This is a genomic window from Ruminococcoides intestinale (assembly GCF_040095935.1).
GTDB classification, from domain to species: Bacteria; Bacillota; Clostridia; order Oscillospirales; family Acutalibacteraceae; genus Ruminococcoides; species Ruminococcoides intestinale.
On record NZ_JBBMFQ010000005.1, the window covers coordinates 121,693 to 135,617 of the forward strand.

Sequence of the window (13,925 nt, forward strand, 5' to 3'; positions counted from 1 at the left end):
TCTTACACAGAATTATTCTTTTTAATTTTGGAATTGATAAATTCGACCAGTCGGAATATGAGGAAAACGGCGGCATTGACTATTACAACGCTTGCACCTGTCGGGGTGTCGCATGAATATGACACGCACATACCGACAAAGAAACAACAGAGTGAAAGCACACCCGAGCAGAGAATTACCGACTTGAATTTTTTGCAAACTCTCATAGAAGAAAGCGCAGGGAAAATTATAAGTGCGGAAATTAGCAGAGTACCCATAATTCTCATACCGATTACAATGGTGAGAGCCGTAAGGAGTGCAATTACCGTGTTATAAACGCCTGTTTTAAGACCGGTTGCTCTTGAAAATGTTTCGTCAAAGGTTACGGCAAAAATCTTGTTGTAGAACAAGATGAATATTACGATTACGACAAGTGCAAGGATTCCGCACATAATTGCGTCGGCTGTTGTAGTGGCAAGAATACTGCCGAAAAGGTATGAGTTGAGGTCGGTATTTACGCCCGATACACTGACAAATACAACACCTATTGCAAGTGCCGTACTTGAAATTATTGCGATTGCCGCATCACCGTTGATTTTACTGTTCTCGGAAAGTCTTAACAGCAGGAATGCCGCAATAATGATTACAGGAACAGCAACTTCAAGCGGTGCAAGATTTAGTGCCGCCGCAACTGCAAGCGCACCGAAGCCCACATGAGATAATCCGTCACCGATCATTGAATATCGTTTGAGAACGAGCGTTACACCGAGCAGTGCCGCACACAAAGAAACAAGCGTGCCGACAATGAATGCTCTGACTATAAAATTGTATGAAAACATTTCAAAAATCATATCAAACATTTTTAGCACCTCCGTGAACTCTGTGCTGACATTCATCGCACGGGCAATCGCTGAGAATAAAGCGTTTGCCGGCATCCGAATGCAGATACTGATGTGCCGTACCGTAGAAATACCAATTCTTTGAAAGGTGCAGAATTTTTGAGGCATTGCTCACGGCTGAATTCACATCGTGAGAAACCATAATAATCGTGATTCCGCTTTCATTCAACTTTTTGATGAGAGCGTACATATCAGCCATTGCCATCGGATCAAGTCCCGTTACAGGCTCGTCAAGAATAATCAGTTTGTGAGTTGCACACAATGCTCGGGCGAGCATGACACGCTGTCGCTGACCGCCCGAAAGCTCTCTGAAACATTTTTTGCGTAAATCATAAATACCCGTGAGCTTCATATTCTCGGCGGCTGCTTTTTTCTGCTCCTTTGAATAGAAAAAGGTGTGTTTTTTATTAAGACAGCCTGAAAGCACCACCTCTTGCACCGACGCAGGAAAGTCACGCTGAATATCGCTTGACTGCGGAAGGTAGCCGATTTCATTCTGTTTTAGTCCGTCACTATAGGTAATCGAACCGCTTAATGGCTTTAAAAGTCCGAGAAGTGCTTTCATGAGAGTAGTTTTGCCCGAACCGTTTTCACCAACTATGCAGATATAATCCTTTTCTTTTATATCAACCGAAATATCATTGACAACGGTTTTGCCTTCATAACCGAGCGAGGCATTTTCAATTTTAATAAGCGACATCAGTATAACGCCTCCTTTAATGCTTCAAGATTTTGTTCCATAACAGAAATATAAGTTGCACCGTTTTCAAAATCATCCTTTGTGACATTGTGACATGAAGAAAACTGCATCGTCTTTGCAGAAGAATCTTCAGAGATAATCCGAGCAATTTTACCGCTTGAAAGCTCAAGATAGAATACAACGGGTATATCGTGTTCTCTTGTAAAATCAATCAGATGAGAAACAACGGCTGTACTCGGCTCGGTTTCGTGACTGCAACCCGGGAATGCACATTCATATCCAAGGTTGTAGTCGCTTACAAAATACAGAAACGGAAATCTGTCGCCAAAAACAAGCGTATCACGCTTTTTGTTATTTGCAACTTCGGTAAATTTCTTATCAAGGCTGTCAAGCTGTGAAATGTAATTTGTTTTTCTGTCATTGTAATATTTAGAATTTTTACTGTCAACTGACATCAACTCATCTGCGATTGAGGCAGACATACGCTCCGCATTTCTGATTGAAGTCCAGACATGCTCGTCATACTCCTCCCCTTCCTCGTGATCGTGACCTTCGTCATCATCGTCCATATCTTCATGACTGTCGTGTTCATGGTCATGATCCATAGATTGTTCATGTCTGAGAGGAACATACTCCATCATCCTCATCACTTTTACATCTTTGTTTTCAATTGACGAAAGAACTCCGTCAACCCATTCGTCGCTTTCACCGCCGTTGCAGATAAAAATATCGCAATTTTCAATTGCTGTAATATCTGACGGTTTGGGTTCATAACTGTGCGGATCGCTTCCGGGCGAAAGCAACAGGCGAATATCAACTTTATCGCCTGCAAGCTGTCTTACAAAATCATAGTAAGGAAAAATCGTTGTTACAACGCTGATTTTACCGTCAGATTTCCTGACATCTTCAGTTCTGTCACAAGCGGAAATTAATAACAATCCGCAAATTATCACGGCAGAAAGAAAAATTGAAACAAGTTTTTTCATATATCACTCCAAATAACGCTTAAAAAGTCTTAATACACAAAAGGGATTGCATAAAACATCTTTATGCAACCCCTTTATAATTATTTGCAGAATCGGATAAATTTATCCGAAAGCTGTTTTATGCAGCTTTAGCGGCAAGCTTCTTTGCCTTTTTATGACGCTGCCACATAACCCAAAGCGGACCTGCGATACAGATTGAAGAATAACAACCTGATATGATACCGATAATCATCGGAAGAGCAAAGCCCTGAACAGATGTGATATTGAACGCACAGGCAACAGCATAAACAACAAGAATAGCCGAAAGTGTTGTTACAGAAGTCATAATTGTTCTCTTAATACACTTTGTGCAGCTGAGGTTGAATATCTTGCCAACATCTGTTTTGCTTCCGACAAGCTTCTTTTCCTCACGAACACGGTCATAGATAACAATTGTATCGTTAAGCGAATAACCGAGAATCATAAGAACAACTGCGATGAAGCTTGCGTCAATCGGCATCTGGAAGATTACATACATAAAGTAAATCATTGCAACATCGTGGAAGAGGGCTACGAGAGCCATAACACCTGCCGAAAGACCGCCGATTTTCTTAAATCTGATTGTTACATAAAGAACCATAAGCACGGCTGCAATTGCAACAGCAGTAAGACACTTGAGAAGGAAGCTGAAACCCATTGAAGCATCAACTGAATTTGATTCAAGACATTTGAAGTTATTGTCCGGATACTTCTTCTGAAGGTCTGATTCAAGGTTCTTCTGAATATCGGTTTTGATTGAATCATTACCCGAGAACTGAACAGTTACAGTTGTGCCGCTGTCACCCATAAGATCCTGGGCATATGTAGTAGTGATTCTGTCCTCTGTTGTTTCAACCTGAATAAAATCAGTAAGTTCAGACTGATTGATTTCACCGCTGTAGCTGAATTTAAGTGTGGCACCGCCAGAGAACTGAATGTCAAGCTGTGTACCGAAAATAAAGTTACATACGATACCGATAATAATAATTGCAAGAGAAATTCCGAAGAAAATCTTTTTGTGACCTACAAAGTCAATAATCTTGTGGCCTCTGTTATACTTTTCGGCAAATTCCTCATCTGTAAGGGGGGCATTTGAAACTGCCTTTGTCTGAGTTTTATCAGTCATTCTTAGCACCTCCAAACAACCATTTTTTACGCAGGAACTTAAAGCCTGCAACACTTCTGAGCATAATTCTTGTACAGAATACACCCATGATAAAGTTAGCGATTACGCCGACAAGAAGTGTGTAACCGAATGAGTAGATAGTACCTGTTGTAGACTCACCGAAGATGATTGAGAGAATATTTGCAGGACCAAATACAAGCATAAGGATAATTGATACGATAATAACGGTCATATTACCGTCTACGATAGCAGAAAGTGAATTCTTTGTACCCCTTTCAAGAGCACCGTCAAGAGTTCTGCCCGCTTTAAGTTCTTCTTTGATACGCTCGGCAGTAATAACATTACAGTCAACGCCCATACCGATTGAAAGGATAAGACCCGCAATACCTGGGAGCGTCATTGTGAATGAAGAGAATACAGGGAAGTAACCTGATACAGCCGCAATGGCAAGACCCATCTGACCGAGAAGTGAGATAACTGCAACAAAACCGGGCAAGCGGTAGAAGAGAATCATAATGATTGCAATAATGATAAATGCGATAACACCCGCATATGCCATTGCAACAAGTGAGTTCTCACCGAGGGTTGCGCTGATTGTGCCGTAGTTTGATGTTTCAAGCTGGAACGGAAGAGCACCAGCATTAATTTTTGATGCAAGGTCCTGAGCCTCTTTAGCTGTAAAGTCACCTGAAATAACAGCGTTGCCGTCTGTAATTTCAGCCTCAACCTTAGGAGCTGAAAGCATAATATCATCCATCCAGATTGAAACCTGCTGGTTTAGATATTCTTTAGTGATGTCAGCAAAACGCTCCTTACCGTTCTTGTCACCGCTGCTCTTCAGCTTAAGCTGAACTACATAGGAATTTTTACCTGTGGTCTTGTCTGTTGTCATACCTGCTGTTGCACTTTCAACATAAGAACCGTCCATAAGGATTGTCTTAGCTGTGTCGCCCGAAGGAGTTTTGTAAACATACCCGCCGTTTGAATCAACATCTGTTGTTTCATGACCGTCTCCGGGACGGAATGTAAGCTGTGCTGTTGAAGAAATCTCTTCGATTGCCTCAATTGCGTTCTGGTCGGAATCTTCCTTCCATGGGAAACGAACAATGATTCTGTCGCTTTTTGCATCCGCATAAAGCTCATAATCTGTGATACCCTGAGATACCATTCTTAATTCAATGATTGACTTTGCAGACTCAAGCTGCTCGTCAGTTGCGTCAACATCTCCTGCCGGTTTGAATGTTGCTTCAACACCGCCACGGATGTCAATTCCCCATCGTATATCGCTGATGCCCTTTAATACTGTTGTTTTGTTATCGCCGGTGTAGTAGGAAATACCAAAAATCGCAGTAAACGAAAAGGCAAGTATCAGCAAAGCTACGACAAAGAATACAGGCTTTGGAACTCTTTTCATGCCTTTGAAACCTCCGTTAAATAATTGGCTGTGATTTTATTTTGCTCAAAAGTCAAAATAACTCTGTCACGAACATTCAATCACAGACCGTAACAGAGTTATTATAGAATTTTTTTAGTAAAATGTCAATGGATACGGAAATATTTAATAAAAAAAGAATTGAATTTGTCAAAAAATACATTCTAATGTCATAAACTGCATACAAAATTCTTCCAAAATCCAACTGACAAACCAAATTTTCAAATGATGATTACTTGTTCAGAATCTTTTCGCAAGCCGCAAGCCTTGCACAGATACAAAAAACATCCATAGCAACTTCAAGCTCGTGGTTCGGAGGGAAGGTCGGTGCAATTCTGATGTTGGAATCCTTTGGATCAATTCCGAGCGGATATGTTGCACCTGCACCTGTAAGAACAACTCCTGCCTCCTTACAGAGAGCGACTGTTCTCTTTGCCGTGCCTTCAAAAACATCAACGCTTACAAAATAACCGCCGTGCGGCTTTTTCCATGATGCGATATCAGCAGGCGCAAGTTCTTTGTCGAGAGTATCAAGAACAATCTCGAATTTTGGTTTAAGGACAGACTTGTGCTTTTCCATATGTTTAAGCACGCCGTCATAGTCCTTGAAGAATCTTACATGACGGAGCATATTAAGCTTATCATAGCTGATGATTTCGTAGTTATATTTTTCACGGAGAACCTTGAGGTTGTTCTCAGATGCAGCCATTGCGGCTACGCCTGCACCGGGGAAAGTAATCTTTGATGTTGAGCAGAAAAGAATCGGGAGGTCTTCATTACCTGTCTTTTTGCATTCATCCATAATGTTGAGCAAAACATCAGGTGTGTCGCTGATTTCATGGATGCAGTAGGCATTATCCCACATAATTCTGAAATCCTTAGCGGCAGGCTTTAAAGCGGCAAAGCGCTTAACAACCTCATCGCTGTATGTGATGCCGGCAGGGTTTGAATATTTCGGAACGCACCAAATACCCTTGATTGAGTCATCCTCAGAAACGAGTCTTTCAACCATATCCATATCGGGACCGTTGTCGTCCATCGGAATCGGAATAAGCTCAAAGCCGTAATACTGAGTAATGCCGAAATGACGGTCATAACCCGGTACCGGACAGAGGAATTTTCTGTTCTTTACTTCATACCATGGTTTGCAGCCCTCAACAGCGGGAGCTGTCATAAAGCATGAAATTGTATCAAACATCATATTAAGGCTTGAAGAACCGCCTACAATAACATTCTCTGCATCTACACCGAGAATATCCGCAAAAAGCTTTCTGCACTCTGTAATACCGTTGAGAAGTCCGTAGTTGCGGCAATCCATCTTATCCTCACCGATAAAATCGGATTTGCTGTTGATTGTATCGAGCATAGGTAAGGAAAAATCAAGCTGTTCTTTGCTGGGCTTACCTCTTGCCATATTGAGGTTAAGTCCCATACCTTTAATCTCCTCAAATCTCTTTACGAGATTGCCATACTCTTTTTCAAGTTCCTGCTTACTCAAGTCAAGATAACCCATTTTGAATAACTCCTTAAAATATTATTGCAAATGCAATTTAAATTTCTAATATATTTTACTCTATTTGCCCAAGAAATGCAAGATGTTTTTTGCAATCTTGCATTTTTATTTTCACAAAAAAGAACAGACCTGCAACAGTCATTTTTGGTGAAAGTTTGCAAGTCTGTGATTTTGTGTTGTTTTTATCGAGAATGTGTAGTTTTGTGCCAAAGCACAAAATTGGGATTAATAATACTGGTAGTAGTAATAACCTTTCTTTCTTCTCTTTGAATCATAAGTACAACCTACCTCAATCAGACCGAGTACGGTTGAATCGGCAAGCTTTACGCTGTCAAGAAGGTGCTGAAGGTCACCGTGAGTTGTTGAGCGTTCACGAACAACTACAACAAAGCCGGCAATCATATCCTTGAGAAGCAGAGCGTCGGCAACCACACCAATAGGAGGCGTATCAAAAATTACATAATCATAATCTCTGACAAACTGCTCATAAAGTTCCTGAAATCTGGTACTGCACATAAGCTCAGAGGGGTTTGGCGCAACCGTACCTGCCGGAAGAATGTCAAGATTCGGAAGAACATCATGCTTAACAGCCTCGTCAATTTCAATCATTTTACCGATTACATTGGTAAGTCCCTTCTTATTGTCAAGCTTAAAAATGTTGTGAACATTAGGACGGCGAAGGTCGCAGTCGATAAGGAGAACTCTTTTTTCCATTTTTGAAAAGGAAATTGCAAGATTTGCGGAAACGGTGCTCTTGCCCTCACCCTTTGAGTAACTGGTTACGGCAAAGCATTTTTTTTCTTTTGCGGAAAGCGAGAACATAATATTAGTTCTTGCGGCCTTATACGACTCAACGATTGCAAACTTGCTCTTATCGGAAAGAGAAAAATTCTGTCCGTTATTTTTTTTATCGTCTTTCTTTTTAAATAATTTAAAATCAGAAGCCATAGTTCCTCCTTAACCCTGGTTCTCAAAGTCGGGAATTTCGGCAAATATAGGAATACCGTAGATATCCTGAATATCGTCCTCAGACTTGATTGTTGTGTCGATAAGTTCAATAAGAATAGAAATAAGGCAGGAAGCAATTAATCCGATTGCGGCGCCTATAAGCATATTCTTTGTGTTACTCGGTGCATACGGAGCCGAAGGAACCTTCGCCTGACGAAGTGTTCCGATCTGACCGTAGCTGAATTTTGAATTATAAACCTCAGCCGCCTTTTCGGCAAGCTGATTAGCAACATTGGCACACTTCTGTGCGTCTGTACCGTCCACTGTAATTGTGATAAAGAAAGTACCGTCGGCTACATCAACATTAACCGTGCAGCCGTCATAGAGTGCTGTCATCTCATCGGAATTTTTAAAGAGCGTAACGCAAATTTCAGCAAGATTTGCAGAGGCGGAAATATCAGCAGGATATATCTTCTGGTTTTCCTCATTGGTTGTCTTTTTAGTTGTATCATCGGCAGCCTTTGAAGGTGTCGTACTCTTGGTGTTAGCATTGGCATTTGCTCGCTGTGACGAACTGTAGTTCTGCACATAAATCATGGTAGATGTGCTGTACATCGGTGCAATTACAAAGCGTGAATACATAAAGAACAACAGTCCCATTACAACAGTAGCAAGAATAATAAACTTTATTCTGTGCAAAAGGACGCCGACAATACGCTGAATGGTTACATTCTTTGCCATTTATATAGCCCCTTTAATTCATATTAAGTATTAAGAAAACATACCGTAAAGCAAAAAAGGTGTTTTTACGGCACTGATTTACACATTTATATTTTATTATATCTTATGTATTCTCAGCAATAATTCTATCATAGAATATTGATTGAAATAATTTCTTTAATATTATACAAATTTTTCATTGTCGGATTCTTTAACAGCAAAAATAAAGGAAGCCGTAAAGACTTCCTTTATCATAGTTTATTAAGTTACGGTTATCAGCCTACAACATTAAGAAGTACGCCGGCTGCAACTGCTGAACCGATTACACCTGCAACATTCGGGCCCATAGCGTGCATGAGGAGGAAGTTGCCGGGATTTTCAGCCTGACCAACCTTCTGAGATACACGGGCAGCCATCGGAACGGCGGATACACCTGCTGAACCGATGAGCGGATTAACCTTACCGCCTGTTGCCTTGTACATAATCTTACCGAAGAGTACACCGAATGCAGTACCCATACAGAACGCAAGAAGACCGAGAACGATAATCTTGATTGTGTCAAGAGTAAGGAAGTTCTGACCGGATGCAGTTGCACCTACAGTTGTACCGAGGAAGATTGTGATAATATTCATAAGCTCGTTCTGAGCTGTTTTGCTGAGTCTTTCAACAACGCCGGACTCCTTAAAGAGGTTACCGAGCATAAGCATACCAACGAGCGGAGCTGCGTCGGGAAGGAAGATTGCGATGATAATAACAACAATTACCGGGAACATAATCTTCTCAAGCTTTGAAACGGGACGAAGCTGTTCCATAACTACCGAACGCTCTTTTTTGGTTGTGAGTGCCTTCATAATAGGCGGCTGAATAATCGGCACAAGAGCCATATATGAATATGCGGCAATTGCGATTGAACCGAGAAGATGCGGAGCAAGCTTTGTTGTTACATAAATAGCCGTAGGACCGTCGGCACCGCCGATGATACCGATAGCACCTGCCTCTGCCTCTGTAAAGCCGAGGAAAATAGCACCTGTAAATGTTAAAAAGATACCAATCTGTGCGGCAGCACCGAGAATAAGGCTCTTCGGGTTAGAGATGAGCGGACCGAAGTCAGTCATACAACCGATACCGAGGAAGATAAGAGGCGGATAAATGCCGAGCTTAACACCCTGATAGAGGTAATAAAGAAGTCCGCCGTATGTCGGATTCTCAATATAAGTTACTCCGTCAATCACCGTTTTGGCGTGTCCCGACACCGCAACATTCTGTGCGGTACATTGAGCCTCTGTCAAAAGCTGTGTTGTAGGCGGAGCCATAATGCTCGGATAAAGATTAACAAGCAGCATACCGAATGCGATAGGAAGGAGCAAAAGCGGCTCATACTGCTTTTTGATTGCAAGGTAAAGCAAAACGATTGAAATACCAATCATTACATAGTTCTGCCAGTTAAGAGTTAACAGACCCGAGTCTTCAAAGATACCGACAACGGCATCTACAAAGCCTTGTAAAATTTCCATTAGATAACATCCTTTCCCTTAAAACTTTGCCTTAAAACGGGCGGGTATTATCAAGTACACCGGCTTTTGCCCATACGGAACGACCGCCGTCTGATAACTTTTTAATACTCTTGATTCTTGCTTTTTCAGAAGAGCCGTACATTGTGGCAACTGCTGCGGAAATTACGGCAACAACCTCATCGGAAACACCGTCTGTCTGAGCAGGAGCAACAGGAGCGGCAACAACGGGAGCAGGAGTTTCTGCTACGGTTTCAGCCTTTTTCTCTTTGCTCTTTTTGCCGGCATCTTGAGCTTTCTGAATGATTGCGCCGTAAATCTTGATTATGAAAATCAAGAGAATCAGCATTGCGAATACAACAACAAAACCTGTAAGAACAACTTTTGCAGAGGCAATACCTTTTTCGGCAAGGGAAAGCTCCTCTTTAGCCAATAAAGCTACATCGGAAAGATTCATAAAACAACCCCCATATTTGTCATTTGCATATAGGAATATTATACTTTATTCCCGAAACATTTTCAATAACAAATATGGGGCGAATAATTTTTTGGCGATATTACCAATTTATTTATTTGTGAGCCTGTTTATTTGTGAATTAAAGCTTTGCAATTTTATCATTATTTGTCGTTACAGAATTATACATATTAATCCGTTACAGCCGTCATTGATAATTTTTTCAACTGTCTCCCCTATCCGCCTTCTGGCATCGGCAGGCATTCTGTACAGCTTGTTGTGAAGTCCCTCGTTAACGAGTTCGTGAACTGATTTTCCGAATATGTTACTCTCCCAGATTTTTTCCGGATTTTCGTCAAATTCTCTGAGAAGATAAGACACAAGCTCTTCGGACTGCTGTTCCGAACCGACAATCGGAGTTACCTCCGTCTGCGTAAAAATCTTCATCATATGAATTGACGGTGCGCTTGCTCTCAGCTTGATACCGTATTTTCCGCTCTGCTTAATAATCTGCGGTTCGTCAAGGGTAAGTTCGTCAATTGTCGGCATAACAATTCCGTAGCCTGTTTCCTGAACCTGTTCATAAGCCTGTGCAATCTTGTCGAATTCTTTTTGTTTTTGCGAAAGAGTTTTTATGCAGTTCAGAAGTTCGTACTCCTCGGTTATATCAAGCCCTGTTTCTTCCGAGATAACCTTGTAGAAAAGTTCGCTTTCGATAGATACGGCCATCTCCGCATATCCTTTTCCGAGGTCAAGACTCGTAACCTTTGCCGATGTGATGTACTCGCATTGCTCAATATCAGAGATTATCTGCTGAATTTGCCTGATTTTCTCAATTTTTGCGGCATTTTTCTTTATTGAATCAAATACAACCGATTTCAGCCAATGGTCTTTATCGAGCTTTACAACCCATTTCGGAATGTCAACCTTGATTTCACGGATTGGAAATTCAAACAAAAGCTGTGCGAGTATCCTTTTTATTTCGGTTTCGTCAAGCTCCATACAACTAACGGGAATTACGGGAACCTTGTATTCGGCGGTCATTTCGTTTGACAGGCGAATTGTTTCATCTGCCGTAGGATCAACTGAATTGAGAAGTATAATGAACGGTTTATTGATTGCTTTCAGCTCATTAATTACTCTTTTTTCACTTTCAATATAATCTTCTCTCGGAATATCGCTGATTGTTCCGTCAGTAGTGATAACAAGACCGATTGTTGAATGGTCGGTAATTACCTTTTTAGTGCCTATTTCTGCGGCGTCATCAAAAGGAATCGCCTCGTTTGACCACGGAGTTTTTACCATTCTCGGTTCGTCCTCTTCGCTGTAACCGATTGCGCTGTTTACAATATAGCCTACGCAGTCAATCATTCTCACATTGAGGGTTGTGTTGCCGCCGAGATTGATTTCAACGGATTCCTCGGGAATAAATTTGGGTTCTGTGGTCATTATAGTTCTTCCTGCCGCAGATTGGGGAAGTTCGTCAACGGTACGCCTGTAAACTGCCTCGTCACGGATATTGGGCAGGACAAGCGAATCCATAAACCTTTTTATAAATGTAGATTTTCCCGTTCTGACGGGACCGACTACTCCGATATAAACATCGCCGTCGGTTCTTCGGGAAATATCCTGATAAACATTTCTCTCTTCCATTTTTTATACCTCCCTATATTCTCGGAATCAACAGCATTTTAGGTGCGTCGAGCACCTGATTTTCAGCCGAATTTTCCGAAAGCAGCAAATCAAGCTTTGTGTTGTGGGATTTAGCAATATCCCAGAGCTTTTCTCCCTTGTCGGCAAAGTATAATGTCAGCGCACAATTTTCGGGAGGTATAGGTTTATCCTCAAAAACATTTACATTTTTTACGGTGTTCACTCTGTTTTCCGAAAAAACAGCACCGCAGATTTTCAGCTCACAACGAATTTCTATGACATCATCCTCGGCAAGTCTGTAGCTTATACTTGCTGTCCTTGTACCGAAAATTTTGGCACAGGTGCAGTCTGTCTGCGGAATAATATGCTCATAATCAGCTGAACGCTCAATAAATACAGGCATATCTTCCCCGTTAAGCGCCAATATGCATATGTTGATTTTTCCGCTTATAACCATACCTCTGTCATCGTGAGAAGCCTCGGCAGTTATTTGTTCTGTGAAAATATCGAGAATTCGTGAGATTTTTCCGTCATCAATCTTAACGGACATTTTTTCCATATGAGGTTCATTAATCGGAACAACCTCGCCCGTAATTTTTAATTGTTCAAACTCCGGCAACGAGGAAAATTCTGTTGAGTAGGCGTCACATACAATTTCCTCCTCACGGGTTATATAGCCCTCCTCCGTAACGCAGAGCTTAACTTCAAGTATCACCGACGGCTTTTCGGAAAGCATATCATTTTTCAGTCTGATGTCATACGACATAACATCGCAGGAAACACAGTTGATTGTGTTTTCGTCAATTCCGTCACAATCTAAAATTTTGTTGAACGGCAACAGATAGTCAAGCTTTTCAACTTCTCCGCTCTCTGCGTTTGAAAGGTACAAAAGCTTGAGATTAAGTTCACCGTTGAGCATAAGCTTTCCCGTTACAGCCTTAGCGTCAATCACTCCGACGCTTACATCACTGCGGAGAACGGATTCAATCTGAGGTTTTTCTCCTACCGAAATTTCTTCGCAAACAGAAAACTGCTCCTGGCAGAACGATTTAAGATCGGCACAGGTAACGGTCTTTCGGTCGGTTTCGATATTATCGGAAGGCGTGAAAATGCTCGTCTGAGTTTTTGAAAATACCTTTGCATACAATGAAAACGCTCCGTGCATAACAAGTCTGCGGGGACTTAATGCCCTACAGTTTATGTATTCCGGCTTGGTTTTTGTGATGATAACCGGATTGTCGGGAGCGTCTTTTACTGAAAAGTTCTGTGAAAAATTCACGCTTTGTTCGCAACAGCGTACACTTTTCTTTATGCTTTCCACATACATCACATTTACTGTGCAGAATCCGTCAATCTGGAGCTGACCTCCCGAAAGGGTTCTGCTCTGAATTTTGGGTGTGAGGGTACATTTCAGAATTTTTTCTATATCCGGACAATAATCGGGCAGAGTAAGGTCAACATCTGCAAGCTGTTCGGCAACCGTGTCAAGCACAGCCGACGGCGTGCAAAACGAGCGGTTTTCCTGATTAAACTCCATATTTTTCTCTCCTTTATGTTTTATAGTTCAATTATATTAGGGAGTGCGGAAAAATATTACCCGTAAGATTAATCATAATTTTATTTTAAAAAATAAGATGTGCAAAGTTTTTTGTAACTATGCACATCTTTGGCTCGAATTTATTGTAAACTATTACCAATAGCAAGATTTTGGAACAGTGTCCAAACATATGACTATTATTCCGGCTTTGTTTCCTTTTTGATTCCGTAAATTTTTCTCAAAATTGCCGATATGAATTTTGGTTTCTCAATAAGTACAACTTTCATAATTACCTCCGAACACAACAAATACTGACAACTACGAGTGCGCCTGCCGCAATGACGAGTACCCATTCACTCGGCAGAAGTGATGCACACAGCAGTCCCAGTCCAAAGCATACTGCAGATTTTATTCTCTGTGTGTAACAATTCACTGTATCACCCTATATC

The 13,925-nt window shown here is 41.3% G+C and carries 14 protein-coding genes; all 14 read right to left on the bottom strand.

Going from position 1 to position 13,925, the window contains the following annotated elements:
• Nucleotides 1–2: 2 nt before the first annotated feature.
• The gene (locus tag WMO31_RS09090; protein ID WP_021884159.1) at nucleotides 3–839 is read right to left on the bottom strand and encodes a metal ABC transporter permease; all 837 of its coding nucleotides are present in this window, start codon (nucleotides 837–839) and stop codon (nucleotides 3–5) included.
• The gene (locus tag WMO31_RS09095; RefSeq protein WP_367999564.1) at nucleotides 832–1,578 is read right to left on the bottom strand and encodes a metal ABC transporter ATP-binding protein; all 747 of its coding nucleotides are present in this window, start codon (nucleotides 1,576–1,578) and stop codon (nucleotides 832–834) included. Before WMO31_RS09095 ends, WMO31_RS09090 begins: the two co-directional genes overlap by 8 nt.
• Nucleotides 1,578–2,564 (bottom strand): metal ABC transporter substrate-binding protein, encoded by a 987-nt coding sequence (locus WMO31_RS09100; protein WP_367999565.1) that lies wholly within the window; start codon nucleotides 2,562–2,564, stop codon nucleotides 1,578–1,580. The genes WMO31_RS09095 and WMO31_RS09100 overlap by 1 nt, the downstream gene beginning before the upstream one ends.
• Nucleotides 2,565–2,682: 118 nt before the next feature.
• Entirely contained in the window at nucleotides 2,683–3,708 is a 1,026-nt protein-coding gene (secF, locus tag WMO31_RS09105) for a protein translocase subunit SecF (protein ID WP_015524063.1), read from the bottom strand.
• The gene (gene secD / locus WMO31_RS09110; protein WP_015524064.1) at nucleotides 3,701–5,122 is read right to left on the bottom strand and encodes a protein translocase subunit SecD; all 1,422 of its coding nucleotides are present in this window, start codon (nucleotides 5,120–5,122) and stop codon (nucleotides 3,701–3,703) included. The genes secF and secD overlap by 8 nt, the downstream gene beginning before the upstream one ends.
• Before the next feature lie 250 nt (nucleotides 5,123–5,372).
• A complete protein-coding gene (locus WMO31_RS09115) occupies nucleotides 5,373–6,653 on the bottom strand; it encodes an aspartate aminotransferase type Ic (protein ID WP_303992493.1) in 1,281 nt (426 codons plus the stop codon).
• 225 nt (nucleotides 6,654–6,878) lie between these two features.
• Complete coding sequence (locus WMO31_RS09120) at nucleotides 6,879–7,601, bottom strand: CpsD/CapB family tyrosine-protein kinase (protein WP_015524066.1); 723 nt, start codon at nucleotides 7,599–7,601, stop codon at nucleotides 6,879–6,881.
• A gap of 9 nt (nucleotides 7,602–7,610) precedes the next feature.
• Nucleotides 7,611–8,342, bottom strand: a complete 732-nt coding sequence (locus WMO31_RS09125; RefSeq protein WP_367999566.1) for a YveK family protein — start codon at nucleotides 8,340–8,342, stop codon at nucleotides 7,611–7,613.
• Between the two features lie 254 nt (nucleotides 8,343–8,596).
• Nucleotides 8,597–9,835 (bottom strand): sodium ion-translocating decarboxylase subunit beta, encoded by a 1,239-nt coding sequence (locus WMO31_RS09130; RefSeq protein WP_015524068.1) that lies wholly within the window; start codon nucleotides 9,833–9,835, stop codon nucleotides 8,597–8,599.
• A 31-nt stretch (nucleotides 9,836–9,866) separates the two neighbouring features.
• Nucleotides 9,867–10,289 carry an OadG family transporter subunit gene (locus WMO31_RS09135; RefSeq protein WP_367999567.1) on the bottom strand — a complete coding sequence of 141 codons (423 nt, stop codon included), beginning with the start codon at nucleotides 10,287–10,289 and terminating at the stop codon, nucleotides 9,867–9,869.
• Between the two features lie 171 nt (nucleotides 10,290–10,460).
• Complete coding sequence (spoIVA, locus tag WMO31_RS09140) at nucleotides 10,461–11,939, bottom strand: stage IV sporulation protein A (RefSeq protein ID WP_021884150.1); 1,479 nt, start codon at nucleotides 11,937–11,939, stop codon at nucleotides 10,461–10,463.
• A 13-nt stretch (nucleotides 11,940–11,952) separates the two neighbouring features.
• Nucleotides 11,953–13,476, bottom strand: a complete 1,524-nt coding sequence (locus WMO31_RS09145) for a DUF3794 domain-containing protein (protein WP_293639554.1) — start codon at nucleotides 13,474–13,476, stop codon at nucleotides 11,953–11,955.
• Between the two features lie 197 nt (nucleotides 13,477–13,673).
• Complete coding sequence (gene spoVM, locus WMO31_RS09150) at nucleotides 13,674–13,763, bottom strand: stage V sporulation protein SpoVM (RefSeq protein WP_021884148.1); 90 nt, start codon at nucleotides 13,761–13,763, stop codon at nucleotides 13,674–13,676.
• Between the two features lie 2 nt (nucleotides 13,764–13,765).
• The gene (locus WMO31_RS09155) at nucleotides 13,766–13,909 is read right to left on the bottom strand and encodes a hypothetical protein (protein WP_173018961.1); all 144 of its coding nucleotides are present in this window, start codon (nucleotides 13,907–13,909) and stop codon (nucleotides 13,766–13,768) included.
• Nucleotides 13,910–13,925 lie beyond the last annotated feature (16 nt).